The sequence below is a fragment of the Acinetobacter higginsii genome (assembly GCF_000369525.1).
In the GTDB taxonomy this organism is placed as follows: Bacteria; Pseudomonadota; Gammaproteobacteria; order Pseudomonadales; family Moraxellaceae; genus Acinetobacter; species Acinetobacter higginsii.
In genome coordinates this window covers 680,860-705,242 of sequence record NZ_KB850072.1, presented here as the reverse complement: position 1 = coordinate 705,242, position 24,383 = coordinate 680,860, and the positions used below count along the sequence as shown (strand labels likewise).

At 40.0% G+C, this 24,383-nt stretch carries 26 protein-coding genes and 1 other RNA gene; 14 read left to right on the top strand and 13 right to left on the bottom strand.

The genetic code is table 11. From position 1 onward, the window contains the following. Positions 1-87: 87 nt before the first annotated feature. Together F902_RS09280 and F902_RS09275 are read right to left on the bottom strand one after the other, a co-directional pair. On the bottom strand, positions 88-819 hold the full coding sequence (locus F902_RS09280) for a histidine phosphatase family protein (RefSeq protein WP_005202872.1): 732 nt from the start codon (positions 817-819) through the stop codon (positions 88-90). 51 nt (positions 820-870) lie between these two features. Continuing rightward, positions 871-1,728, bottom strand: a complete 858-nt coding sequence (locus F902_RS09275) for a 3'(2'),5'-bisphosphate nucleotidase CysQ family protein (protein ID WP_005202870.1) — start codon at positions 1,726-1,728, stop codon at positions 871-873. Between the two features lie 11 nt (positions 1,729-1,739). Between F902_RS09275 and F902_RS09270 the strand changes: the two genes are divergently transcribed. The 4 genes from F902_RS09270 (at position 1,740) to F902_RS09255 (ending at position 4,594) form a co-directional block, all read left to right on the top strand. Then, positions 1,740-2,444 carry an HAD-IA family hydrolase gene (locus F902_RS09270; protein WP_005202868.1) on the top strand — a complete coding sequence of 235 codons (705 nt, stop codon included), beginning with the start codon at positions 1,740-1,742 and terminating at the stop codon, positions 2,442-2,444. Continuing rightward, complete coding sequence (locus tag F902_RS09265) at positions 2,428-2,856, top strand: RNA-binding S4 domain-containing protein (protein ID WP_005202861.1); 429 nt, start codon at positions 2,428-2,430, stop codon at positions 2,854-2,856. Before F902_RS09270 ends, F902_RS09265 begins: the two co-directional genes overlap by 17 nt. 169 nt (positions 2,857-3,025) lie before the next feature. Continuing rightward, a complete protein-coding gene (gene recA / locus F902_RS09260; protein ID WP_005202860.1) occupies positions 3,026-4,072 on the top strand; it encodes a recombinase RecA in 1,047 nt (348 codons plus the stop codon). Positions 4,073-4,111: 39 nt separating this feature from the next. Continuing rightward, entirely contained in the window at positions 4,112-4,594 is a 483-nt protein-coding gene (locus tag F902_RS09255; RefSeq protein WP_005202859.1) for a regulatory protein RecX, read from the top strand. Between the two features lie 10 nt (positions 4,595-4,604). Here the strand turns inward: F902_RS09255 and ffs are convergent. After that, positions 4,605-4,701, bottom strand: an RNA gene (gene ffs, locus F902_RS22090) — signal recognition particle sRNA small type. 324 nt (positions 4,702-5,025) lie between these two features. Here ffs and F902_RS09250 point away from each other — a divergent pair. After that, a complete protein-coding gene (locus F902_RS09250) occupies positions 5,026-5,883 on the top strand; it encodes a YbgF trimerization domain-containing protein (RefSeq protein WP_004807964.1) in 858 nt (285 codons plus the stop codon). 62 nt (positions 5,884-5,945) lie between these two features. Here the strand turns inward: F902_RS09250 and F902_RS09245 are convergent, their stop codons facing one another. From F902_RS09245 to F902_RS09235, 3 genes are all read right to left on the bottom strand, one after another. Continuing rightward, positions 5,946-7,817: a SurA N-terminal domain-containing protein gene (locus F902_RS09245; RefSeq protein WP_005202858.1), complete on the bottom strand. Its 1,872-nt coding sequence runs from the start codon at positions 7,815-7,817 to the stop codon at positions 5,946-5,948. 139 nt (positions 7,818-7,956) lie between these two features. Then, positions 7,957-8,229 (bottom strand): HU family DNA-binding protein, encoded by a 273-nt coding sequence (locus F902_RS09240; protein ID WP_004639426.1) that lies wholly within the window; start codon positions 8,227-8,229, stop codon positions 7,957-7,959. Positions 8,230-8,397: 168 nt separating this feature from the next. Continuing rightward, positions 8,398-8,853, bottom strand: a complete 456-nt coding sequence (locus F902_RS09235) for a phasin family protein (protein WP_004807968.1) — start codon at positions 8,851-8,853, stop codon at positions 8,398-8,400. Positions 8,854-9,061: 208 nt separating this feature from the next. Here F902_RS09235 and F902_RS09230 point away from each other — a divergent pair, with 208 nt between their 5' ends. From F902_RS09230 to fdx, 8 genes are all read left to right on the top strand, one after another. Further along, a complete protein-coding gene (locus tag F902_RS09230; RefSeq protein ID WP_004807970.1) occupies positions 9,062-9,709 on the top strand; it encodes a hypothetical protein in 648 nt (215 codons plus the stop codon). Between the two features lie 107 nt (positions 9,710-9,816). Continuing rightward, a complete protein-coding gene (locus F902_RS09225) occupies positions 9,817-10,290 on the top strand; it encodes an Rrf2 family transcriptional regulator (RefSeq protein WP_004807972.1) in 474 nt (157 codons plus the stop codon). Between the two features lies 1 nt (position 10,291). After that, positions 10,292-11,509, top strand: coding sequence for an IscS subfamily cysteine desulfurase (locus tag F902_RS09220; protein ID WP_004807975.1), 1,218 nt, complete (start codon positions 10,292-10,294; stop codon positions 11,507-11,509). Positions 11,510-11,588: 79 nt separating this feature from the next. Then, on the top strand, positions 11,589-11,975 hold the full coding sequence (iscU, locus tag F902_RS09215; protein ID WP_004652980.1) for a Fe-S cluster assembly scaffold IscU: 387 nt from the start codon (positions 11,589-11,591) through the stop codon (positions 11,973-11,975). Between the two features lie 29 nt (positions 11,976-12,004). Then, positions 12,005-12,325, top strand: a complete 321-nt coding sequence (iscA, locus tag F902_RS09210; protein ID WP_004807977.1) for an iron-sulfur cluster assembly protein IscA — start codon at positions 12,005-12,007, stop codon at positions 12,323-12,325. 84 nt (positions 12,326-12,409) lie between these two features. Continuing rightward, a complete protein-coding gene (gene hscB / locus F902_RS09205; protein ID WP_005202854.1) occupies positions 12,410-12,928 on the top strand; it encodes a Fe-S protein assembly co-chaperone HscB in 519 nt (172 codons plus the stop codon). 38 nt (positions 12,929-12,966) lie between these two features. Beyond that, positions 12,967-14,826: a Fe-S protein assembly chaperone HscA gene (hscA, locus tag F902_RS09200; protein ID WP_005202852.1), complete on the top strand. Its 1,860-nt coding sequence runs from the start codon at positions 12,967-12,969 to the stop codon at positions 14,824-14,826. Positions 14,827-14,843: 17 nt separating this feature from the next. After that, the gene (fdx, locus tag F902_RS09195) at positions 14,844-15,182 is read left to right on the top strand and encodes an ISC system 2Fe-2S type ferredoxin (protein WP_004652975.1); all 339 of its coding nucleotides are present in this window, start codon (positions 14,844-14,846) and stop codon (positions 15,180-15,182) included. Positions 15,183-15,244: 62 nt separating this feature from the next. Here the strand turns inward: fdx and F902_RS09190 are convergent, their stop codons facing one another. From F902_RS09190 to aceI, 7 genes are all read right to left on the bottom strand, one after another. Continuing rightward, positions 15,245-16,084 (bottom strand): hypothetical protein, encoded by an 840-nt coding sequence (locus tag F902_RS09190; RefSeq protein ID WP_005202849.1) that lies wholly within the window; start codon positions 16,082-16,084, stop codon positions 15,245-15,247. A gap of 126 nt (positions 16,085-16,210) precedes the next feature. Beyond that, positions 16,211-17,647, bottom strand: a complete 1,437-nt coding sequence (locus tag F902_RS09185; protein ID WP_004807987.1) for an adenylate/guanylate cyclase domain-containing protein — start codon at positions 17,645-17,647, stop codon at positions 16,211-16,213. 51 nt (positions 17,648-17,698) lie between these two features. Continuing rightward, positions 17,699-18,133, bottom strand: coding sequence for an HIT domain-containing protein (locus F902_RS09180; RefSeq protein ID WP_004807988.1), 435 nt, complete (start codon positions 18,131-18,133; stop codon positions 17,699-17,701). A 198-nt stretch (positions 18,134-18,331) separates the two neighbouring features. After that, a complete protein-coding gene (mfd, locus tag F902_RS09175; protein ID WP_017402225.1) occupies positions 18,332-21,790 on the bottom strand; it encodes a transcription-repair coupling factor in 3,459 nt (1,152 codons plus the stop codon). 106 nt (positions 21,791-21,896) lie between these two features. Continuing rightward, a complete protein-coding gene (locus F902_RS09170) occupies positions 21,897-22,271 on the bottom strand; it encodes a hypothetical protein (RefSeq protein WP_005202846.1) in 375 nt (124 codons plus the stop codon). Between the two features lie 95 nt (positions 22,272-22,366). Next, positions 22,367-22,762: a tautomerase family protein gene (locus F902_RS09165; RefSeq protein ID WP_004652967.1), complete on the bottom strand. Its 396-nt coding sequence runs from the start codon at positions 22,760-22,762 to the stop codon at positions 22,367-22,369. 192 nt (positions 22,763-22,954) lie between these two features. Further along, a complete protein-coding gene (aceI, locus tag F902_RS09160) occupies positions 22,955-23,386 on the bottom strand; it encodes a chlorhexidine efflux PACE transporter AceI (RefSeq protein ID WP_005202843.1) in 432 nt (143 codons plus the stop codon). An 87-nt stretch (positions 23,387-23,473) separates the two neighbouring features. Here aceI and aceR point away from each other — a divergent pair, with 87 nt between their 5' ends. Continuing rightward, entirely contained in the window at positions 23,474-24,367 is an 894-nt protein-coding gene (gene aceR / locus F902_RS09155) for an HTH-type transcriptional regulator AceR (protein ID WP_005202841.1), read from the top strand. Positions 24,368-24,383: the final 16 nt, after the last annotated feature.

Here is a 24,383-nt window from a genome sequence, read left to right as displayed (position 1 = left end):
CAACAGCAGTCTAATGCTCTTGATTAGTGAGTTATTATCCGATTTGATTTTAATATTTCAAAGCAACATTTTTATTATCAATTAGAACTAGCGATTCAAAAACTGCTTTATTTCTAACGCTTGCCGCTCACCACGCCAAATCCATTTTAATTGACTTTCCGCAAAGTCCTCGCCCTCAAACCATACAAACAAACCCTCCATCATGTCTGGCCAATCCGTTTGTTCAATTTGATTTTTACCAGAAATCACCGCAACAATGGCAGCAAGAATCGTGTCATGACTTACAGCCAAGCTTAAACCATTCTGTTGTGTAGGATGGGTATGATAAAGCAATTCCAATACATCAAATACGCCTGTAATGGGATGTTTCATCCCAGGTAAAGCATTATTGACAAAACTATTAATAAAACCTAAAGCACCTTGTTTACGAAAATAAGGTGCAGCCTGCTGTATATCCAACACGAAGCTACCCGGTTCAACCAACAAACGCTGCTCAACAATTTCAATTTGATGGGTATTAACGACTTTACGTGTTTCATCAGCGCCTTCAATCATCAAAGCAGCAGTATCCACACAGCGCTGAATCGGGCTGGAAATACAATGTTGAATTGCCCGATCCGTATTTTGAATTAAATATTGCCCCCAAGCATACGCCAAATCCCGACCTTGCTCAGTCAACTGCAAATCATAACCTGCCAAACCTTGCCCATTCACCAACTCACGTAAAGAGTGGCGCGTAAACAAAGTTACAGGCGTTGAAGCATCTGGCAGTAAATCAATTGCTTCAAACATACTTTTAGGCAATAAATGCAGAGTCATATTCACATACAGGCTTTAATTTAACTCACTATAGCATGAGCCAGATAACACTCAATCTAAAATGCCAGAACGACTGAGCGCATCGTATGCAATATTTTTGCAATGCTGATCACGATAAGCGATAAAGCCACCGTTCAACACAGTCTCGCGCTGATTATAGAGGAAGGGCTTTTGATCCAAGGTCATCAAGCCACCACCAATACTTTCTAACAATGCTTGTCCTGAACTCGTATCCCATTCTGAGGTTGGATGGAACCGAGGATAAATGTCAATTTCACCTTCAAGCATCATACAAAACTTGTAAGCACTGCCTGCTTCACGACGCTCCACCTTACGATTTTGTAAGATTGGCTCGATAAAGTTTTTATATTTTGGATTTTTACTGTTATGGCTCAAACCGATTTGTAACGGAGCCACCATATCATGCTCTTCAAGCTGATATTGGAACCACTCTTGTCGACTAAAACTATATTTATACGGTAATTGCGAGGTATGTCCGATGTACATCACCTGCTCGCATGGCACAGCAATAATCGCAAATATGGTCTGGTGACCGTCAATCAAACTCAGATTAATCGTGAACTCGTCACGCTCATGAATAAACTCTTTAGTCCCATCCAGTGGATCTAGCATCCAACAACGCTGCCATGCCGTTCGAGCAGAGTAATCACTTTCTTCAGACAATACGGGTAATTCAGGCGTCACTGTCGCTAAGTGCTTTAATAAGAAGTGATTTACCTTTAAATCCGCTTGCGTTACAGGCGAATCATCGCTTTTTTCCTGAATATTAAACTCGCAACCAGCACAATAACTTTGGTATTCTTCCAACAATATTTGACTTGCCTGCGCCATGATCGGAACAAGTTGTGAAATTAACTGATCTTGTGGAGCAAGCGTTTTAATAAACATAGACCAACCTTATGTCATATTCAGATTTACAGCAGCAACCAATCGCCATGTTTGACATGGATGGCACCTTACTCGATTTAGCCTTTGATGATTTTATTTGGAATCATTGTTTGCCTGAACGACACGCTCAAGTACATCAATGTACGCTGGAGCAAAGCCAACAAACACTGTTTCAATTCTACCAACAACACAAGCATACACTATCTTGGTATTCTTCGGCGTACTGGACAGCTAAAGTTGGAGTTGATGTATTACAACTGCAATACGAGCATCGCGAAAAAATTCGTGCTCGCGTCGGCTGCCATCAACTCCTGCAGCAACTCAATGCCCAAGGTTATCGCTGTTGGTTACTGACCAATGCAGATCGTGCAGGCTTACAACTCAAACTTGAAAATGTAGAACTAAGCCCCTACTTTGAACTTATGATCAGTAGCGAAGAACTCGGGCATGCCAAAGAAGAAGTTGCTTTTTGGCAAAAACTACAACAATTTCACCCATTTGATCCCGCACAAGCAGTATTTATTGACGATACAGTTGCCGTGCTCAAAGGTGCAGAAGACTTTGGTATCTGCCAGTTATTCAGTATTCTACAGCCGTCTAGTAGCAAAGCTGCGAAAGCCGCAACTGAGCTGCCATACCCTGCACTTGATCATTTAACCGAACTTTTTGATTATCTTGAAACCAACCAACAGGTAACAGATGCCAAAACAGCATGAAGCAGAAAGCATGGATGCCATGCGCATTGATAAATGGCTTTGGGCGGCTCGTTTTTTTAAAACACGCTCAATTGCCAAAGCTGCGATTGAAGGTGGCAAAGTCCATCACAACAATGATCGCGTCAAAGTTTCTAGAGATGTACGTGTAGGAATGGAACTCACCATTCAACAGGGTCTCGATAAAAAAACTGTAATTGTGAAAGCACTTTCCGCTATCCGTGGTGGTGCACCAATGGCGCAACTGCTTTATGAAGAAACAGCAGAAAGTATTACCCGCAGAGAGTTGCATGCCTCACAACGAAAATTGCATAATCTAGCCCGACCCGATCATCGACCAAGTAAAAAAGATCGTCGTGATATCAATCGTTTTAAACAAGAAAATGTAGAATCCTGGTCTTATCATGATGAATAGACGGGATGAATATTTTCTATTTTTGGATGCGTCATCTCGTGTCGCTTAGACACAGATCAGATGTAGAATAAACAACTAGAATCTGCCACTATACTCAAGTCCCAACAAGTTGAGATTCAATACATCCACTTGGGTTAGTCGTTAAGAAATAAAGTTTTGAGGTTTTGAGATGGATGATAATAAAAGTAAGGCGTTACAAGCTGCGTTGAGCCAGATTGAAAAACAATTTGGTAAAAATACCGTGATGCGCTTAGGTGATAACACCGTACAAGCAGTTGAAGCTGTTTCTACAGGTTCTTTAACACTCGATATCGCATTAGGGATTGGCGGATTACCTAAAGGCCGTATCATTGAAATTTACGGCCCTGAATCATCAGGTAAAACGACCATGACATTGCAGGCCATTGCTCAATGTCAAAAGAATGGCGGTACCTGTGCCTTTATCGATGCCGAACATGCATTAGACCCTGAATACGCACGTAAGCTCGGTGTAGATATTGATAACCTTTTGGTTTCACAACCTGACCACGGTGAGCAAGCACTCGAAATTGCGGATATGTTGGTACGCTCAGGCGCAATCGACTTAATCGTTGTCGACTCTGTTGCCGCATTAACGCCTAAAGCTGAAATTGAAGGCGAAATGGGTGATTCACACATGGGCTTACAAGCACGTTTGATGAGTCAGGCACTGCGTAAAATCACAGGTAATGCAAAACGTTCGAACTGTATGGTGATCTTCATTAACCAAATCCGTATGAAGATTGGTGTCATGTTTGGTAGCCCAGAAACAACGACTGGTGGTAATGCGCTTAAATTCTACGCTTCAGTTCGTTTAGATATTCGTCGTATCGGTGCAGTAAAAGAAGGCGATGAAATTACAGGTAACGAAACACGCGTTAAAGTTGTTAAAAACAAGATGGCACCTCCGTTCAAAGAAGCGGTCTTCCAGATCATGTATGGTCGAGGTACCAACCAGTTGGGCGAACTCGTTGACTTAGCCGTTCAACAAGATATCGTTCAAAAAGCAGGTGCTTGGTATTCATACCAAGGTAACAAAATTGGGCAGGGTAAAAATAATGTGATTCGTCATTTTGAAGAGAATCCATTGATGGCTCAAGAAATTGAAAAAATCATTCGTGAACAGCTTCTCACCAAGAATAAAAACGAAGCAGCTCAAAATGAGATTGAAGAAGAACCAGATTTACTAGAAATCTAAACTGAAACGCCCTTCGGGGCGTTTTTTAATGAGGAAGGCATGTTTAATTCAGATCAAACCGAGAAACCTAAAACGCTCACTGGGCAACGATTACGCTCCTATGCTTTTGCCCTGCTCACGCGTCGTGATTATTCAAAAGCTGAATTAATCAGCAAACTAAATCTCTATGCAATCAATCCAGATGAAGTGGCCAACCTTGTCGAAGAATTAGCACAACAGAACTATCAAAGTGATCAACGTGTCGCTGAGCTGACGCTCGCCAGCCAAATTAGAAAAGGTAAAGGCTTACAACGAATCAAACAGGCATTAAAAGCAAAACAACTGGATGCAGAGCTGATTACTGAGGAACTTCAAGAAGTAGACTGGGTTGATCAAGCCTATCAGCTTAAGGTCAAAAAATTTGGAGAAGAAGTCGCAACTGACCCTAAAATCAAAGCGAAACAAGTTCGATTTTTGCAATATCGTGGTTTTGATATGGGGGTAATTATGAAAGCGATTGCTCGAACGAGCGAAGAGGAATAAATGGTGGCAGCCCTACCAGCATGACTTCGGCACATCATAGTTCTACTACCGTTGCTACCTTCCGGTCCTGGCGGGGTTCGTAGAGTACAATTGCGAAGCTACCAGCAGGGCTACCATTGCCTGACAAAGTATAGAGATTTTTATCCGAGTTGCAAGCCTTGTCTCTGTTTTTCAGTGAGTTTTCAACTCAACTGCCTAATTCCTCATCAATCTCTATATATTTGTTATCTATTTATTTTAATTATGTTTAAACATTAAACAATAACCAACCAATTCCCTTCAAAAGTGCTTGAAGATTGTAAATGCTTATTGCATTTAAATGAGTTGCTGTTTTAATGGCTTAATCAAAAATCTATATCTGGTGTGTTGCAAGTAAAAGGTGAAGACTTGTTCGACCACAGCTTTATATTTCAACTTATGGATGAATTTTTATGCTAAAAAAGCATTCCGTACTTTTTATTGCCCTGCTCAGCAGTGCACATTTATATGCCAATGTTCCTATTGAATCGCGCTCTTTAAGCCAACAACAGGCCAATAATGTTGTTGCAGGTTCTCCAAGCTTGAACTGGGAAATCATGCAAAAGAACCAAAAACTTGAAGAAGAAATTCGTAAGTTACGTGGTCAACTTGAAGAACATGACAATGCGATAGAGCAATTAAAGAAAGAGCTCACCAATCGCTATACTGATCTTGATCAACGCTTAGAACTGCTTTCGCAAAAAATTGATCCACCAGAAGATAACCCTGAAGCTCAAGATGGAGCTACGGCAGGCGCGGCCACAGATACGGCTGCACCTGTTATTGCACCGACAGCACCCGCAGCACAGCAACAGACACCACCTGTGAAACCACAAGCACCAGCCGCCGAGCAACCACCACAGCCCAATACAGCAACAACCAGCAATACCACCAATCAAATCGAGTTAGAAAAAGCAGCCTATACTGTTGCACTTGATGCCTATAAACAAGGTGGTGCAAAAAAAGCCATTCAACCAATGCAAAACTTCATTAAAAACCATCCGAATGGTATTTATGTTGGTAATGCATATTTTTGGTTAGCTGAATTTTACTTGGCCGTTGAGCCTGTAGACTATAAAGCTGCCAAACAGAACTATAATATTGTAGCAACACGCTATCCAAATTCTGCTAAAGCATCTCGTGCAGTTTATCAGTTATATAGTATTGCCAAAGAAGTAGACAAAAACACTGCTTTAGCAAATCAATATAAAAGCAAGCTGCTCAGCCAATACCCACAATCTGAAGAAGCTAAATTTATTCAGAAAAAATAGTTTATCGCCTCCAATAAAAAAGCCAGTTTGTTTAAACTGGCTTTTTTATGCTTAGAACAAACTTATTTGATCTTTGCTTGTGATTTCAAGTATTCAGTATAGTCTTCCAAGACCTGCTGACCACGGAACTGTTGATAAAGCTTATTCAACTCTTGTAACTGTTCTGCGGGTAAAGTGCTTGCTACACTGCTATTTACATTTGAAACAGCAACGATCACTAATTCATTTGGCAACTTGGCAGTCGTTGCAGACCATAAACCATCTTTGCTTGGTGCAGGAATACTGAATGCTGCACGTTCAATAGGACGTTTTAAACCTTGTGAACGAGCGAATGTGCCTGCATTTTCAAAAGTGACTTGAGATTTAGCAACCACCTGAGCAGCTGGCTGAGTTTTAAAGTCAGCAAGGATTGTTGCAATTTTCGCTTGAGCAGCTTTATATGCTTTTGCTTCAATGACTTTCGCTTTGACATCAGCAGTTGCCTCGTTTAAAGGTTTTACACCTGCTGCATGGTAATTACGTACTTTGATCCAAATCGTATCACCATTCGCCATTTGAATATTTGAAGATGCATTACGATCACCGTTTTTCACATCATCATTGAACAATTTTGCTTTAACGCTCAAATCACTTAAATATGGATTATCGGTTGTTAAGGTCACAGCATTAGCAGATTCAATACGTGCACCTTTTACTTCTTGCGCAACAACATCAAGTGAATCACCACCAACAACCATTTCGTTTAAATTATTCACTGTATCACTGAATAAATTCGCAGCTTTCGATTTTTCAACCTCAGCCGTTAAACGTGCTTTTTCAGCCTCAAATGAAGGAATATTGGCAACTGGTGCATTGGCTTCAATGATGTGATAACCATATTGTGTTTTAACAGGCTTAGAAATCTGGCCATTTTTCAATGCAGTAACCGCATTATCAAAGTCAGCTGAGAATACCCCAGGTGCGTAGGCTTCAACTAAACCGCCATTCGCTTTAGAGCTTGGGTCTTCAGAGTACTGAGCTGCTGCTTGAGCAAATGACTCACCTGCTTGAATTTTAGCGTAAACTTCATTGGCAAGTTTCTGAGCAGCCGCGTCATCACGCGCATCTGTGGTAATTAAGATATGCTTAACTTCACGCTTTACATCTTTTTGTTGCTTGTCCACAAATGCAGTATAAGCTTGCTGTAAATCAGCTTCAGTTACCGCAAGGTTTGCTTTCGGCAATAATGCTGGTGTAAGTACAACATAATCAACATCAACACTGGCAACTTGCTTAAACTCGTTTTTATGCTTGTTGTAATAGTCAGCAATTTCTTGATTCGATACAGTCACGCCTTTTTTATAATCATCTAGCTTAATACTTGCCAAATGCAAAGTACGTTGTTCCGTTTGCAAATTAGCTAACTGCTGTACATCAGACTTGCTCACCAATGCATAATCCATCAATGATGTTGAAATCATTTTAAGCGCATGGTCTTGACGCAAGCTAGCAATCAACGCCTGATTCGTCATCCCTACAGAACGCAAATAGTTTTCATATAATTTTTGTGAAAACTGTCCATTTTCTTGGAAGCTTGGCTGCTGAGCTAACATTTGCTCAAGCTGTACATCACTTAAAGTCATACCTAACTTTTCAGCTTGCTGTTGCAACAAACTGCGTGCAACAAGTGCATCCAATGCTTTTTCCTGAATGACAGGTAAATTTAAAAGAGACTCATCACCTTTGACCAATGACAAATACTGGTCTTTATAGTTCTTGGTTGCACTTTCTAATTCTTTATTAGAAATATCTTGACCGTTTACCGATTTCGCAACGTCTGCTTTATTGCTACCACTAAAATATCCTTCAATCCCTACAAGTGCTAAAGGGGTCAAAAACAAAACGAGCAGGACTTTACCCAACCAACCCTTAATGAGAGTACGAAACGATTCCATAAGAATTCCAATATTTTATTTCGGGGCAATTTTAACTGAAAAACAAAGACGAATGAATGCAGAATAAAGATCAAATTAACTTTTTCATTCAATAAATAAAAAACGCACCCTGAATGGTGCGTTTATTGATTTAAAAAGATTACGCAACCGAATCTTTTAAACCCTTACCAGCTTTGAAGCTAGGTACTTTGCTTGCTTTGATTTGAAGTTCTTCACCAGTCTTAGGGTTACGACCAGTACGAGCAGCACGTTCTTTCACGCTGAAAGTACCGAAACCAACTAAAGTAACCGTGTCACCTTTTTTAAGTGCTTCAGTGATTGATGCAATTGTCGCATCGAGTGCCTTACCAGCATCCGATTTAGACACTCCCCCTTTTTCAGCAATCGCATCAATTAATTCTGATTTATTCATGATAAAAAATATCCTCTTAATATCGTTTGTTAAGATCCAAGGCTATAGTTTAAAAGGCCATGACGCCTTTATAGCAATGCTTTGGGGGAGAACGCAATACTAGAAAGACCTTTTAATTAAAATAAATACTGAAAAACGACATAAACGGACCAGTTACCAGCATTTTTTTTACTTTTTATTCAATTTAGCCTTCAATTGGTTATTTTCTTCAATCAAAGCATCCACTTTGATATGCAACTGCACAAGAAGCTGTTCGATATGCTGAAGATCCTTCGGCGTCACCAAGCCAATACGATTCAAAGAGTGATTTACGCCCGTATCTAAAATCTTTTCAACTTTGTCTTTGGTATCTGTTACAGACTCTTTGGCTTTCTCTGTGACCTTGCCAACCGTATTGTCTGCGAAATCGACTGTTTTCGACTCAAGCTCTTCACCGACCTTGACCAGTGAGTCAAACAATTTATTTCCTTCTTCTTCAGCACGTGAAAAAGCACCCAAACCAGCAAGCCAAATTTGTTGTGTATATTTTTTGAAATCCAGTGCAGATTTTTTAGAACTCTTTGATTTTGGCTTAGTTTTTACTTCAGCTTCTTCGTTAGGATTTTCTATGTTTGAGTTATCCATTGACCATTACTCCTAAGCTCTTTACAAACAGTATGTCGTATTTAACCATAAAAATGTTTTTATAATATCAAAGTTAAGACTTGATCGTTTTAAAAAACTGTTCTACAAAGCAATAAAGTCATGTAAATTATTTTTAACAATTGAGTAAGGATACTCAAAGTTTACAGATTTTATTGTTTTAACGTTATTGGCAAGGAAAAAGAGATCTATGAGTGATACGCAACAAAGACATAAACACCCCCATTTGTTGCTAAACATTGTCATCATTGTTTTAGAAACTTTTTTCTCCTTCGTCCTTACGCATGATGCGGGATTGCGCTTGCAAGCAAAAAAGCTCATCGATAAAAAGATGACGATTCGCATCAATAGCTACATTCCGTTCTTTGACTTTTATATCCAATTTACCGAAAAAGGTTTGTTGTTCGATATGAAAGCACTGGATCGTAACATCGATTTAGAGATTAATAGCACACTCATCGATCTGATTAAGATTTTTGTGTTTAACAATCAGCGCAGCATTACCAATATGCGTATCCTTGGTGATGCCGTTCTCGCTGAAGAATTTTTAGATTTACTTCCACACCTTACGCTCTCCAGCATTCTGGCAAACTGGAAACAATGGTTAAATCTATTTAATGATGAAGCTGAAGCCGTTGCATCTCAGCAACGCATTGCCCCACTCTTAGATAAAATTGATCAGCAGCGCTCTGAAATCAACACGTTGTTGGTTGAAGTAAAACAATATCAAAACCGTATTCACCGCCTGCAAAAACGTCAGCGCTTGATTAATATCAGCTTTGCGGTATTGAGCTTTATTTTCATTGCTTTTTTTGTTTATAATACGTGGATACAATAATTCCAATATATTTTACTTTTCACACTGATAATGACAATTTAAAACTTGACTATTTTAGTCGGAATTCATAAAATTTACCTATCTAGTCTAACCATGTGTACCGAATCATGCGTCTTACAACTCGCGGTCGTTACGCAGTGACTGCTCTACTTGATTTAGCTTTGCAGCCAACTGAACAAACGATCACGCTTGCGGAAATAGCAGCACGCCAATCCATTTCAGTCGCTTATTTAGAACAGTTATTCGCAAAACTTAAACGTCATGGGTTAGTTTCAAGCGTTCGTGGTGCAAATGGTGGCTATCACCTTGCGCGCACTGCAAGTGAAATCACCGTGCTAGAAATTATCGAAGCTGTAAATGAAACTGTTGATGCAACCCGTTGTGACCACAAAGGCAACTGCCAGAATGGTGCAATGTGTTTAACGCACGACTTATGGCAAGAACTCTCCCACCATATTGCCGATTATCTCGCAAAAATCACGCTTGCTGATTTAATTGCGCGTGACAACGTTCAAACTGTTGCTCTACGCCAAAATTCACCAAGTTTAGATTCAGCCCTTCTATCGGTTACAGGTATTTGACATGAAACGTCCAATTTATCTTGATTACGCAGCAACCACTCCTGTACTGCCTGAAGTTGCAGAACGTATGGTGGAGTGTTTAACGTTCGAAGGGACTTTTGGTAACCCTGCGTCACGTTCACATGCTTATGGTTGGCAAGCCGAAGAAAAAGCTGAGTATGCGCGTGAGCAAGTTGCAAATTTAATCAAAGCAGACCCTCGTGAAATCGTGTGGACTTCAGGTGCGACTGAATCTGACAACCTTGCATTAAAAGGGATTGCTCAATTCTACGGCTCAAAAGGCAAACACATCATTACAAGTAAAATCGAACACAAAGCTGTGTTAGATCCTTGCCGTGAGCTTGAAGAACAAGGTTTCGAAATTACATATTTAGAACCAGAACCACGTACAGGTTTAATTACACCTGAAATGGTTAAAGCAGCTTTACGCCCTGATACCATTCTTGTATCACTCATGATGGTGAACAATGAAATCGGTACCGTAACAGACGTTGCTGCAATTGGTGAATTAACTCGTGCCAATAAAACATTCTTCCATGTCGATGCCGCTCAAGCAGCTGGTAAAGTTGAAATTGATCTTTCAACCATGAAAGTCGACTTGATGAGTTTCTCTGGTCACAAAATTTATGGCCCTAAAGGTATTGGTGCACTTTTTGTTCGCCGTAGCCCACGTGTTCGCTTAAAAGCACAAATGCACGGTGGTGGTCATGAGCGTGGTATGCGTTCTGGTACTTTAGCGACACACCAAATTGTTGGTATGGGTGAGGCTTTTGAAATTGCTGGCAAAACGATGCAAGCAGAGCAAGAGCGTATCCGTAAATTACGCGACAAGCTTTGGAATGGTTTACAAGACCTTGAACAAGTGTTCTTGAATGGCCACCCAACACAAAACGTTGCAAACTATCTAAATGTCAGCTTCAACTTTGTTGAAGGTGAATCACTGATGATGGCACTGAAAGATGTTGCTGTTTCAAGCGGTTCAGCATGTACATCTGCAACTTTAGAGCCTTCATACGTTTTACGTGCTTTAGGTTTATCTGATGAGTTAGCACACAGTTCAATCCGTTTCAGTTTTGGTAAATACACAACTGAAGCAGATATTGATCACGTGTTAACAATTACCAAAGCTGCAGTTGAGAAATTGCGTGAACTTTCTCCGCTTTGGGATATGTACAAAGAAGGTATCGACCTTTCAACAGTTGAATGGGCTGAACACTAATTCATTGAACCCTCAATTGAAAAACGTGTTTTTACCCTCATATTAATATTAGGCTGACCCCGAGGTTTGGAGAAGCAACATGGCTTATAGCGAAAAAGTAATTGATCATTACGAAAATCCTCGTAATGTTGGCGTTTTAGACAAAAATGCAGAAAACGTAGGTACAGGTATGGTCGGTGCACCAGCGTGTGGCGACGTAATGCGTCTACAAATTCAAGTCGATGACAATGGCGTAATTGAAGAAGCTCGCTTCAAAACTTACGGCTGTGGTTCTGCAATTGCATCAAGTTCTCTTGTAACCGAGTGGTTAAAAGGTAAAACGCTTGATGAAGCTCAATCAATCAAGAATATTGATATTGCGACTGAGCTTGCACTTCCACCAGTAAAAGTACACTGCTCTGTATTGGCTGAAGATGCAATTAAAGCTGCGATTGAAGACTATCGTGGCAAGAAAGCGAAAGCTTAATTGATGAACGAAATAACATTGGAGTTTTCATGATCCATTTAACTGAAAATGCTGCGAGTCACATCAGCAATTACCTGCAAAACCGCGGTAAGGGCGAAGGCATTCGTATTGGCGTGAAAACTTCGGGTTGTTCTGGGTTGGCTTATGTACTTGAGTTTGTCGATGATGTCGATACGCATGATCAAGTATTTGAACAACTTGGCGTTAAAGTTTTTGTTGACCCGAAAAGCTTAGTTTATCTCAATGGTTTAGAGATGGACTATGTCAAAAATGGTCTGAATGAAGGCTTTGAATTTAACAACCCAAATCAAAAAGGTGAATGTGGTTGCGGTGAATCATTTACTGTTTAACTGGCAACACCCCTCTTTCTTTTCGTCAAAACAGTGTGTTCCGCACTGTTTTAACGTATTTATCAATAGCGGAATTCATCTCCCATGAATCATTTTGAGTTGTTCCAATTACCCGAAGCACTCGATATAGATTTAGCAGCTTTAAAAAAACAGTTTTTAAGTTTGCAACAGCAATATCACCCAGATAAAGCCACTGACAAAGATCAGGCATTGATCAAGTCAAGCGAAATCAACCAAGCGTATAAAGTACTCTCACAAGTTGATAGTCGTGCGGCATATCTACTTGCCTTAAAAAAACAAGATCATCATCTGGATCAATCCATTAGTGATTTTGAATTTTTGCAATCTGCACTCGAAATGCGTGAACAATTAGATGAAGCAACATCTACAGAGCAACTAAATACGTTAAAAGTTGAAATTCAACAGTGGATCGATGGTCTAGTTCGCGAATTTAAAATTGATTTTGCTGACGAAGATTGGGCAGAAGCACGTGATACTGTTCGTAAATTACGTTTTTTCCAACGTGTTATGAATGATATTGATAAAGCTGAAGATCGCATGTTGGACGAAGAAGAAAGCTTCGACCTCGATGATGATTTTTAATCCGCTGTTACCGATTATTTTCAAGGGATACCGCACGCATGGCGCTTTTGCAAATTGCTGAACCAGGTCAAGCTACTGCCCCGCATCAACATCGTATTGCGATCGGCATTGACTTAGGGACAACCCACTCTTTAGTGGCGACAGTGCTATCGGGAAAACCGAAAGTTCTACAAGATGACAAAGACCAAGTATTACTGCCGTCTATTGTTCACTATGCAAAGGATGCAACGACGTTTGGCTATGAAGCTAAACCTTTTATGCTGACTGATCCTAAAAATACAGTTGTTTCAGTAAAACGCTTTATGGGTCGCTCACAAGCAGATATCAAATTCCAGCATCCTTACACACTCGTAGGTGCAGAAAATGAAATGCCTGCATTTGAAACCGCTGCTGGTCGTAAAACACCAGTCGAAATTTCTGCTGAAATTTTAAAACAGTTAAAAGATCGTGCTGAAGCAAGCCTGAGTAATCCGGTAAATGGTGCGGTGATTACCGTTCCTGCTTATTTTGATGAAGCACAACGTCAAGCCACGCGTGATGCTGCTCAGCTTGCAGGTTTGAATGTTTTACGTTTATTGAATGAACCTACCGCTGCTGCTGTAGCTTATGGATTAGATCAAGACACCAATCTGAGTACTGACCGTAACTACGTCATTTACGATCTAGGTGGTGGTACTTTCGACGTATCGATTTTACGTTTTTCACAAGGCGTATTTGAAGTTCTTGCAACAGGTGGACACACTGCCCTTGGTGGTGATGATCTTGATCGCTTAATCGTAAAATGGGCGAAAAAACAGCTCAATATCGAAACTTTAAGTGATGAAGAATATGCTGTATTCGTTATTGCTGCACGTCAAGCCAAAGAACATTTAACAGAGCATGATTCTGCTGAATTAAAACTATTGGATGATCGTCTGACTTTAGATCGTTCAACTTTTGAATCGATTATTCAAGTTGCACTCGATAAAACCATGAGCGTGTGCAAACGTGTATTACGTGATGCTAAACTTGAACTCGATGACATTGAACATGTCGTTCTTGTCGGCGGCTCTACCCGCTCTTACGCAGTACAAAAAGCGGTACATGAATTATTTAAACGTGAACCTCTTTGCACCATCAACCCAGATGAAGTGGTTGCGATTGGTGCATCAATCACTGCAAACCAGCTCATTGGTAATAGCCAAGATGGCTCATTATTACTTGATGTGACCCCGCTCTCTCTTGGTCTTGAAACCATGGGCGGTTTGGTTGAACGTCTGATTTCACGTAATACAGCGATTCCTGTGGCACGTCGTCAGGAATTTACCACCTATCAAGATGGTCAAACCGCGATGTTGATTCATGTGGTGCAAGGTGAACGTGATCTGGTTGAGCATTGCCGTTCATTGGGCCGCTTTGTATTACATGGCATCCCACCAATGACTGCTGGTCAAGCGCGTATTGAAGTAACGTTCCAAGTCGATGCCGATGGCTTACTCACAGTATCTGCGAAAGAAACAACGTCTGGTGTTCAAGCACAAATCGATATCAAACCATCTTATGGTCTATCTTCGGCAGACACTGAGCGCTTACTGGTTGAAGGTTTCCAATATGCAGAGGAAGATAAACATCTTCGTCACTTGCAAGAAACCAAAGTTGAAGCACAACGTGAGTTGGAGGCTTTAGAGCAAGCGTTAAAAGCAGATACTGATTTGCTCTCTCAGCAACAGGCTCGTGACTTAATTCTTGCTGCTGAAGCGTTAAGAGCCCGTCTTAAGACAGATGAGCTGGCAGCGATTGAACACGCCGTTCAACAACTTAAAATTCATAGCGATGCCTTTGCTGCGCTTCGTATGAACCGACATATTGACCATGCCTTAAAAGGTACGAAACTTGAAGATTGGTCAAACTCAAACTAAAGGTATAGGTGATCAATATGCCACGTATTAAAGTTCTTCCTCATGCACAAATTTGCCCTGAAGGTGCAGAATTTGAAGTCGAACATAACGCCAATTTATGCCAAAGCTTATTAAAAAATGGCATTAAAATTGAACATGCTTGTGACATGTCTGCAGCCTGCACCACGTGTCACGTGGTTGTGCGTAAAGGCTTTGACAGCCTTGAAGAGATGAATGATGTAGAAGCCGACTTACTTGACCGCGCATGGGGCCTAGAACCAGATTCTCGCCTGTCTTGCCAAGTAGAGATCGTTGATGAAGATTTAGAAATCGAGATTCCTAAATACACCATCAACCATGCTTCGGAAAATCATTAAAGATATCTAAATCGATTAATTTCCAAAGTTCAAATAAAAACTCTTCGTTCACGAGGAGTTTTTTATTTATTAAGAAAAATAAATAAACACAGCAAAATCACGGCTAAAAAGGGCAAGAAAAACCAACTAAGTTTAGTTTTTGATGAACTTGTAACAGCAGATTCTCGCGGTATTTGTTCTTCAAAAATTTGAGGTAATTTAGGTTGAAGTAGAATTTCTTCTAAATATACTTTATTCGTAATCTTATTAAGTACCTCTTTCTCCACATCATATAAACCACCACCATTTTCTCGTGCAGCCAGTTCCAGCCACTTATCTTTAAAGAAGTTATTTGGCCAAAAATAAGATGGTAAAGGCATAATATAATTGGGGTTTTGCTCTGACACAATGATTGGAAAAACCTTCATTGCAAGAAGCCCACCAGGTAAATGTCGATACTCAAACCACATGGAAGACATCTTTAAGGGTAAAGTCGCTAAACTTTGTGGAAAAGGATAATTAAATACTCGGGTAAATTCATTGGTCAAATGCGCTGCATAATTCTGTTGATCCAAGACATTTGGAGTAGTTCCCTTTAGGGAAAACAATTGCTCTGCCGCTTCCACAAGTTGAACAGGCTGCATTTTCCCCGATGGATCAAATACAACCTCTCCAGCACACGATATCCACTCAGGTTCAAATAAATTCCTATTCGCTTGTACCAATGATGCCCAGACAATTTTACCCGTCGTATATAACATAGGCATTGCTTTGATTTGACCATAAAGCGGATCATCATACATCCACATAGAAGGTACTACCTGTAAATATGGTCTTAATGGTTTTGGTAATTTTAAGATTAAATCCTTAATATCCAAATTATCCAGCATCGCCGTATTTAGGTTTTCTATCACTTGCTGCATTTTTTATTTATTCTCTTTATTAGAATTAAGATATCAACAAAACTTCGGTGCAATTGTTTCCCAAAAACCATACAACGATTGTTTCACTAGAAATAACAGCTTGAATTAAAAAAATTATACTGAAGATTATCTAACTTCATCATCCAAAGTCAGTTTTGGGATACCCTGTGCATTGGTAATTTTTTGCTGGGTCTTGATCCGCTGAACCATGTTTTCCAATATCTCTACCAGTTCAGGATATTCATAGTTCTGCACTTCTTCCAGATTTAAGACCAAATGGAAGCCTTTATAATCGAAATCAAACCATTTTTGCGTATCTGATTTCTTACCTGTAAATTTCTCCATCACCTGCCAAGTTTTAACTGGCCCTTGAATCCCTTTTAAATAAATTGGCACTTTAGGTACACATAAAAACTCATTCTTAATCAGTTGATGGGTATCATCTGCAATCAGAATTTCATCAACTTCAGCCGCAGACTGCAAACGTGCTGCCAAGTTTACATCACGACCAACAATGGTATAGGCCATACGATGAGAAGCACCATAGTTCCCGACGTGGCAATAACCTGTACTGATGCCCATACGAATATGCAAAGCGGGATAACCCATTTTCTTCCAGCGTTCACGCAACAGTTTCATTTGCTGACGCATTGCAATGGCCATTTCGACACAAGATTTTGCATCCTGTTCGACACCCTGCGAGTTTGGATCACCAAAGAAAATAAGAATCGCATCGCCCATAAACTTATCGACAGTTGCTTCATACTGCTTGGCAATTTCAGTCATATGACTCAAATAATCATTGAGCAAGAAGGCTAAATCGTCTGGGATTAAGGTTTCAGAAAGTTCAGTAAAACCTTGAATATCCGAGAAGAAAATGGTTAGTTTTTTACGCTTATATTCAATTTTTGCCTCTGCCTCACCACGCATGATTGACTGCCATAACTGCAATGGCGCATAACGGCTAAGCTGATTGGCAAAAGCGATATAACGCGTCATTTGATTATGATAATGCTGGCGTTGTTGACCCAGAATATTTAAACGACGGTGCTGATAATAGTTACCAATCACGATAAACATCATCAAACCAAGCAAACTAACGACTGTTAATTCAGGATTGGTTGGTTCGAAATATTCTTCCGCGCCAAAAATCACAAAAGTACTGAAATAGAAAACAATGACGCCAATCAAACCGATTAAACAAGAGACTGGCAGAGAAATTTTATTGTTCAATCCGACATACAGCAATCCAAATAGGATCGTAAAGGTGGGAACTAAACTGAGATGCAATGCGGCAAGAACCAGCGCAATGATCACAGCCTCGTTGCCGAAAAGAACATTTTTTTCTATTTTTTTATCAAATTTATATTGCAGCCATTTTTCTAAACGGGGACAAAACAGAAAATAAATGAGTAATAAAGGAAGAAGGTAGAGTTGATAGCTAGCACTAGTTGAGGTAAATGTATAAATTACCAGAATTAGTGACAGAATCGAATATCCCATCAAACGATGAAAATAAGCAAACTGTCTAGGTTCTTTATCAATCAACCTATCTAGTGGCACTCTATCCTCCTTTTTTTATTATAGAATACTGTATTTATTCTATTTTCTGGATCAGTCCATACGCCAATCAAATGGCATATCACCCTGTCCACGCAATGCCAGCATTAACGTTTGACGCATGTGCGCAAGTACTTCATTGCTATAAGGCACCGCTGGTGTTCCCCACACTGGCTTAGGCCATGCAACATCATTTTGATAACGTACTACATGATGAAAATGAAGCTGAGGAACAACGTTTCCTAAAGCTGCTACATTCATCTTGTCTGCACGGAATACACGTGACAATTGGCTTGATAACCAGCTCGATTCACGTAAAAACTGTTCTTGGTCTGCTTGGCTTAATTCATATAATTCTGTGACACCTGGAACACGCGGAATCAGGATCAACCAAGGAAATTGCATATCATTCATTAAACGACATGTTGAAAGCGGGAAGTCGCCTACAAAAAATGTATCTTGAGCAAGTTGTGGATGCAAACTAAACATATCTTTATAAATGATGCAGAATAATGATGATCAATACTATCACATCAGTTTTGATGTGAATATTATTAGTAACCCGTTTGATTACAAATAACAATGATTTTCCTCATTTATTGCATGAACATCTGATCAAAAACAGAAATGCTTTTGCTAAAAAACAGAACTTGCTCAATTAACCATCAAATCAAGTGCTTAAAAGCCTCAATTTAACTCACTCAATAACTTATTCAACAAGTCCACAATAAACTGAATCCGTTTGTCGTACTCTGCTAGTTGCACCATAACTTTCAAGCGTTGACCGCCTTCCATTCGGTAATAGGTCGGATTTTTCTGCATTAGTTGAATGATACTGATCGCCTGTACAGGGGTATCAGGTGCAAACTCGATATATCCCCCATTACTATTGATGTCGATTTTGGTAATACCCAACTGCTCTGCACGCAAACGCAGCTGATGCACACTAAACAATTGCTTCACAGGTTGCGGAGGAATACCAAAACGATCAATCAACTCCATACGGATATTGTCGAGCTTCTCTTGGCTATCAGTATTACTGATACGTTTATAGAACAACAAACGTTGATGTACATCACCCAAGTAGTCATCTGGAATCAACGCAGGCATATGCAAATTAATTTCAGCGGTTAAGGACAACGGCGCATCAAAATTAGGTGTTTTGCCTTTTTGAATGGCTTTGGTCGCTTTTTCGAGCATTTCCATATACAGGCTATAACCAATCGCCTGCATTGAACCACTTTGCTGCTCACCAAGTAACTCACCCGCGCCACGAATCTCCAAATCTTCAGTTGCTAACATAAAACCAGCACCCAAAGTTGAAGCACGTTGAATGGCATCTAAACGTTTTTCGGCATCACCTTTCAGGTGCTTGATCGATGGAACCAATAAATAGGCATAGGCTTGATGATGCGAACGTCCGACACGACCACGCAATTGATGCAGTTGTGCCAGACCTAGTTTATCGGCACGTTCAATGATAATAGTATTGGCATTCGGCACATCAATACCCGTTTCAATAATGGTTGAACACACCAACACGTTATATTCTTTGTGATAGAACTGCTGCATCACTTGTTCTAGTTCACGCTCTCGCATTTGCCCGTGCGCTACAGCGACCCGTGCTTCTGGCACTAAATTACGAATGGTTTCAGCAGCACGCTCAATGGTATCCACCTCATTGTGCAACAAGTACACCTGACCGCCACGTAGTAACTCACGTAGAATCGCCTCTTTAACCGAATCATCAGTGTGTTCTTGCACAAAGGTTTTCACGGCTAAACGACGTGCGGGTGGTGTTGCAATAATCGAGAGATCGCGCATCCCTGAGAATGCCATATTCAAGGTACGTGGAATCGGGGTCGCCGTTAAGGTCAACATATCCACATCAGCACGTAAAGCCTTGATACGTTCTTTATCACGGACACCAAAACGATGCTCTTCATCGACAATCATGAGTCCAAGATTCTTGAATTGAATGTTTTCTTGCAGAATTTTATGCGTGCCGACCACAATATCGACTTTGCCATCTGCAAGATCTTCAATGATTTTTAAGTGGGTTTTATTGCTGCCAAAACGCGACAATACTTCAATGCGTACCGCTGTATCGGCAAAACGGTCTTTAAAAGATTCATAATGTTGTTGTGCTAACAATGTCGTGGGTACTAGAACTGCAACTTGCTTATTATTTTGTACCGCAACGAATGCTGCACGCATTGCCACTTCGGTTTTACCAAAGCCCACATCACCACAAACCAAACGATCCATCGGTTTGGCCAGCTGCATATCATGGATGGTTGCTTCAATTGCGTTAGCTTGGTCTAAAGTTTCTTCATAGGCAAAGCCACTGGAGAATTGCATATATCCCGTATGATCCAGCTCAAAAGCAAAACCAGGTTTGGATTGACGACGGGCCTGAATATGTAATAACTCTGCGGCAACATCATGGATTTGTTCCAAAGCTTTGCGCTTCGCTTTGCTCCAAGTATCCGTACCCAATTTATGCAATGGGGCTAAATCAGGATCACCCCCACTATAGCGGCTAATCAGATGTAAATTGGTTACCGGCACATAGACTTTCGCACCATCTGCATAATCAAGCTGCAAGAATTCATGATCCTGCTCATCGATTTCTAGCGTAATTAAACCTGCATAACGCCCTACACCATGATCGATATGCACCACAGGTGCACCAATACTCAGCTCGGTTAAACTACGAATCAAGAACTCTTCAGATACTTCTTGCTGACGCTTACGACGGCGCTGCACCACACGGTGTTCATAAAGTTGATTTTCCGAAATCACCGACAGCTGATTACTCAGCAACAGCCCTCGATCTAGTGGCGCACTGGTAATCGCAACCTGCAACTTATCTTTTTGGAACTGAGCAAAACTGTCTACGTTTTGAATTTCACCCAATACACCACGCAACGCATCTTTTAAGGTCTCACGGCGACCAGCACTCTCAGCGACCAATAAAACAGGATGCTTGGCTTGGTCGATATAATGTTTTACTGCCTCAAACGGTTGTTCTTTTTTCGGATCAACTGCTAGTTTAGGTGGTTGTTCAGCCGCGACATTGAGTACACCCGCCTTGGTCTCGAAAGCTTCTGCTGAAGCCAAAATTCGAGGGAGTTGATTTAATGCCTGTAAAACATGGTTAGGCATTAAAAATAATTCTTCTGGCGGTAGGATTGGTTGATCAATGTTATGACGTCGATCTTCATAACGACGCATCACTTCTTTCCAGAAGTTCATTAAATCATCTTCAATTTCACTATTTGTAATGACAACGCAATTATCTGGTAAGTATGTCGTCAACATACTCTGCGCTTCCATCAGCTTCTTATCAAAAAATAATGGCAAATAAAACTCTAAACCGGGCGTTGCAATTCCCTCTAATACATCCTGATAAATCGGATTTTTCTTTGGATTTGCAGTTGGGAAGCTTTCTGCATAGCGATCTCTAAAGGTAGAGCGCCCTTCTTTGAGTGGAAACTCTTTTGCAGGTAATACCGTAAAGTTCTTTAAGGATTCCGTCGTTCTTTGAGTTTCTGGATCAAAGAACTTTAGACTTTCAATTTCATCATCAAATAAATCAATTCGAATCGGTTCATCTTGTCCAGATGCAAAAATATCCATGATGCTACCGCGAACTGCAAATTCACCATGATCATAAACCGTGTCAACTAAACGATAGCCTGCTTGAACCAATTGTTTCTTTTGTGCTTCGAGGTCTAACTTCTGCCCGACTTTGATATCAAAGTGCTCACCCACGACCCACGAATAAGGGGCAACACGTTGCGCCAAGGTGCTGGCAGAAACCAGTAAAATACCCTTTTGTGGCATATTCGATAAAATTGCTAAACGTTCAGAAACAATATCTTGGTGCGGAGACAAGCGGTCATAAGGCAAAATTTCCCAATCAGGGAAAATAACAGGCGTTATGCCATAAAACTCAAGCTCACTTTCAAGCTGGGCAAGATGTTGATTATTCCTTGCAATAATCACATAAAGATTCGAATTTTGAGTGGCAATTTCTTTAAATAATAATGCAGCTGATGATCCAAGTAAGGAACCGACCCAGCGTTTTTCACCCGCTTTGAATTGTTGTAAGTTTAATTGAGAGATTTCTTGTTGAAACATAGAGAAAATCATGCAATCTAAAAAGATAAGTTCCCTATTTTAGCATGATGTTTTTTGAGGAGTGTGAGTTTTTCTACGACTGATTTGAGCTTCCGCTTCTTATAAATTACCGTCTAATTATTTCCTCAGGCGTGATATAAATTTCAGCATCGTCACCTTGTACTGTTGCATGAAGTTTGTTTGCAATCTCAATCATTTTCCTAATCGCTTCAGGACTTGGATTTTTAATCGATAAACTACAAGAATCATGACTATATATTAGTGGAATTTCTTGCTTATCAATAAGAATCAGAAAGTCTTGTGCTGAATTCTGGAGATCACTTTTTAATGATGGATCTAGCATCATATAAGCGTGCCATTCTGCAGGAGTAATACATTCCCCTTCATTAAAATAAAATTCTTTTTTTGTGATATGTAAATCATAGCCCGCATAGCTGACTTGGCAAACAATAGATAGAATGAGTAAAATTAATTTAAACATCTTTTTATTTATCTCATCTTTTAAAATTACTTAGGCTATTTTCCTATTTAAATAAAAGAAAGCCCTGATAGAGCTTTCCTCTTTAACACTTTGATCTAAACATCAATTTTAAAACCTAAATTAACATCACAAGCTGCCTGACCACCACGAACACCAAAATTTTCTGAAGGCAGTTCACGAAGCATAATTTTTACATGATCTTTGGGAATGCCTATCGGCTCAAGATTATGCACAATCAATTTATACAGCTGACGCTTGGCATCTAAAGAGCGTCCAAGAAATGCATCAATACTAATCAAGGTATAACATTCTGGTTTTGCCTTTTCAGGCGGGCATTGAAAGCGATGTGCTTCATGCACAATTAAACGTACATTCCGATCACTGGCCATGATTTTAAAAGCATCTCTCAGTGCCGTATGCACTGCCTCCATGATCTCCAGTTCAACTGCGACTGGATATTGTTGCCTAACTTCAATAAGCACACTTGGCATATTTTTATTCTCCTACGACCTAGCGTCATTAAATTTTGGTATTGTTTCTTATATTATTTAAAACTTGCTCTGACGATATTAAATAAACTTGAGCAATCTGACTTTATCAATACTGTAATCAAATCATGCTGAGCTGCAGACAATAAAAAAGCACTCTTCAGTCAATCCCGAAGAATGCTTTTCATCAAATAATTATGATGATGCAAGTTTTGCATTTGGGAAGAAACGATCTTCTACCACGTCATAACACCACTGGAAGATGAATGTATAGACCAAGATACACATGGTCAAACCGAAATCTAAGATGATTGCTTCAATGATGGTCATCTTCATCAAATACGCAATAATTGGAATTGTTGCAAGCATCAAGCCGCCCTCAAATCCAATCGCATGCATAATACGCACTGGGATTGTTCTTTCCCATTGATATTTATGTTCCACTTTTTCAAAGTAATGGTTAAAGATCATATTCCAGAATACGGAAATAACCGCCATGATCGTACCTAAAATACCAGTTACTTCTAGTGGCATACTAAAAATAAAACTTAAAGCAATCGCGATGATGACCAATAAAATCACTTCATAGCTAATTGCATGAATGAGTCTTCTTTTGGAAATCAACATTTCATAACACTCTCTTGTTTGGATAAGTGCCATTTTATTTTTATAATACTGATCAATCCAATCAGGTTCTTTCAGTTTTTTTGACAGATGAATATTAATCAAGAACAACTCATCATGTTTCAAACCGTTATTGAAACAGGTTCATTTTCGGCTGCGGCACGTAAATTAGGCAAAGTCCCTTCTGCTGTAAGTATGTCGATTGCCAATTTAGAAATTGATCTCAATCTCAATCTATTTGAACGGGTTGGACGTGAACCCATCCCGACAGCAGAAGCCACTGTGCTTTATGAGAAAACACAACAATTATTGATTGAAATGAATCAATGGAAGCAGCATGCGCATGCATTGAGCACGGGCTTAGAGTCGACCTTAAATATTGTGGTGGTTTCAGAACTGCTCTATACCAACTGGACCGACTATATCACCCTGCTAGAACAGCAATTCCCTAGTCTGGCGATTAATATCTTTTCAGCACCACAAGAAGATGCTTTACAGATGTTACTTGATCAATCTGCACAACTTGCATTGATGTTTGAGCGAGAACAACTGGATAGTCGTGAACAGTTTGTAGAACTTAAACGGGAAGCGCTTGTGCCTGTGATTGCAAAAAATCATCCATTGGCGCTCCTCGACAAAGTTTCTTTTGAGCAAGCAGTACAAATACGTCAAATTGTAGTTGCAAGCCGAGATCATAGCATCAAGCCCGAATTGCTTTATTCAAAGGACTATTGGCGTACCGACAATCATCATTCAGCGTGTATGATGATTATTCGTAATTTAGGTTGGGGTGTGTTGCCCTTGCAAATGTTCAATGAAAATCCAGAACTCAAAAAGAAACTCAAGATTTTGGATATGTATGATTTCACCCCTAAATTTGAATACTATGTTGATCTGGTCTGGAGCCGTGAAAGTGAATTAGGGGTCGCTGCCAAATACTTAATCGATCATATCCGACAGCAACGTAAACACAATGAGGAGTAAGCGGTCGCCAGATAAA

Coding starts and splice junctions, on each gene's coding strand:
- F902_RS09280 (WP_005202872.1), bottom strand. CDS start 819: ATGACTCTGCATTTATTGCCTAAAAGTATGTTTGAAGCAATTGATTTA.
- F902_RS09275 (WP_005202870.1), bottom strand. CDS start 1,728: ATGTTTATTAAAACGCTTGCTCCACAAGATCAGTTAATTTCACAACTT.
- F902_RS09270 (WP_005202868.1), top strand. CDS start 1,740: ATGTCATATTCAGATTTACAGCAGCAACCAATCGCCATGTTTGACATG.
- F902_RS09265 (WP_005202861.1), top strand. CDS start 2,428: ATGCCAAAACAGCATGAAGCAGAAAGCATGGATGCCATGCGCATTGAT.
- recA (WP_005202860.1), top strand. CDS start 3,026: ATGGATGATAATAAAAGTAAGGCGTTACAAGCTGCGTTGAGCCAGATT.
- F902_RS09255 (WP_005202859.1), top strand. CDS start 4,112: ATGTTTAATTCAGATCAAACCGAGAAACCTAAAACGCTCACTGGGCAA.
- F902_RS09250 (WP_004807964.1), top strand. CDS start 5,026: ATGCTAAAAAAGCATTCCGTACTTTTTATTGCCCTGCTCAGCAGTGCA.
- F902_RS09245 (WP_005202858.1), bottom strand. CDS start 7,817: ATGGAATCGTTTCGTACTCTCATTAAGGGTTGGTTGGGTAAAGTCCTG.
- F902_RS09240 (WP_004639426.1), bottom strand. CDS start 8,229: ATGAATAAATCAGAATTAATTGATGCGATTGCTGAAAAAGGGGGAGTG.
- F902_RS09235 (WP_004807968.1), bottom strand. CDS start 8,853: ATGGATAACTCAAACATAGAAAATCCTAACGAAGAAGCTGAAGTAAAA.
- F902_RS09230 (WP_004807970.1), top strand. CDS start 9,062: ATGAGTGATACGCAACAAAGACATAAACACCCCCATTTGTTGCTAAAC.
- F902_RS09225 (WP_004807972.1), top strand. CDS start 9,817: ATGCGTCTTACAACTCGCGGTCGTTACGCAGTGACTGCTCTACTTGAT.
- F902_RS09220 (WP_004807975.1), top strand. CDS start 10,292: ATGAAACGTCCAATTTATCTTGATTACGCAGCAACCACTCCTGTACTG.
- iscU (WP_004652980.1), top strand. CDS start 11,589: ATGGCTTATAGCGAAAAAGTAATTGATCATTACGAAAATCCTCGTAAT.
- iscA (WP_004807977.1), top strand. CDS start 12,005: ATGATCCATTTAACTGAAAATGCTGCGAGTCACATCAGCAATTACCTG.
- hscB (WP_005202854.1), top strand. CDS start 12,410: ATGAATCATTTTGAGTTGTTCCAATTACCCGAAGCACTCGATATAGAT.
- hscA (WP_005202852.1), top strand. CDS start 12,967: ATGGCGCTTTTGCAAATTGCTGAACCAGGTCAAGCTACTGCCCCGCAT.
- fdx (WP_004652975.1), top strand. CDS start 14,844: ATGCCACGTATTAAAGTTCTTCCTCATGCACAAATTTGCCCTGAAGGT.
- F902_RS09190 (WP_005202849.1), bottom strand. CDS start 16,084: ATGCAGCAAGTGATAGAAAACCTAAATACGGCGATGCTGGATAATTTG.
- F902_RS09180 (WP_004807988.1), bottom strand. CDS start 18,133: ATGTTTAGTTTGCATCCACAACTTGCTCAAGATACATTTTTTGTAGGC.
- mfd (WP_017402225.1), bottom strand. CDS start 21,790: ATGTTTCAACAAGAAATCTCTCAATTAAACTTACAACAATTCAAAGCG.
- F902_RS09170 (WP_005202846.1), bottom strand. CDS start 22,271: ATGTTTAAATTAATTTTACTCATTCTATCTATTGTTTGCCAAGTCAGC.
- F902_RS09165 (WP_004652967.1), bottom strand. CDS start 22,762: ATGCCAAGTGTGCTTATTGAAGTTAGGCAACAATATCCAGTCGCAGTT.
- aceI (WP_005202843.1), bottom strand. CDS start 23,386: ATGTTGATTTCCAAAAGAAGACTCATTCATGCAATTAGCTATGAAGTG.
- aceR (WP_005202841.1), top strand. CDS start 23,474: ATGAATATTAATCAAGAACAACTCATCATGTTTCAAACCGTTATTGAA.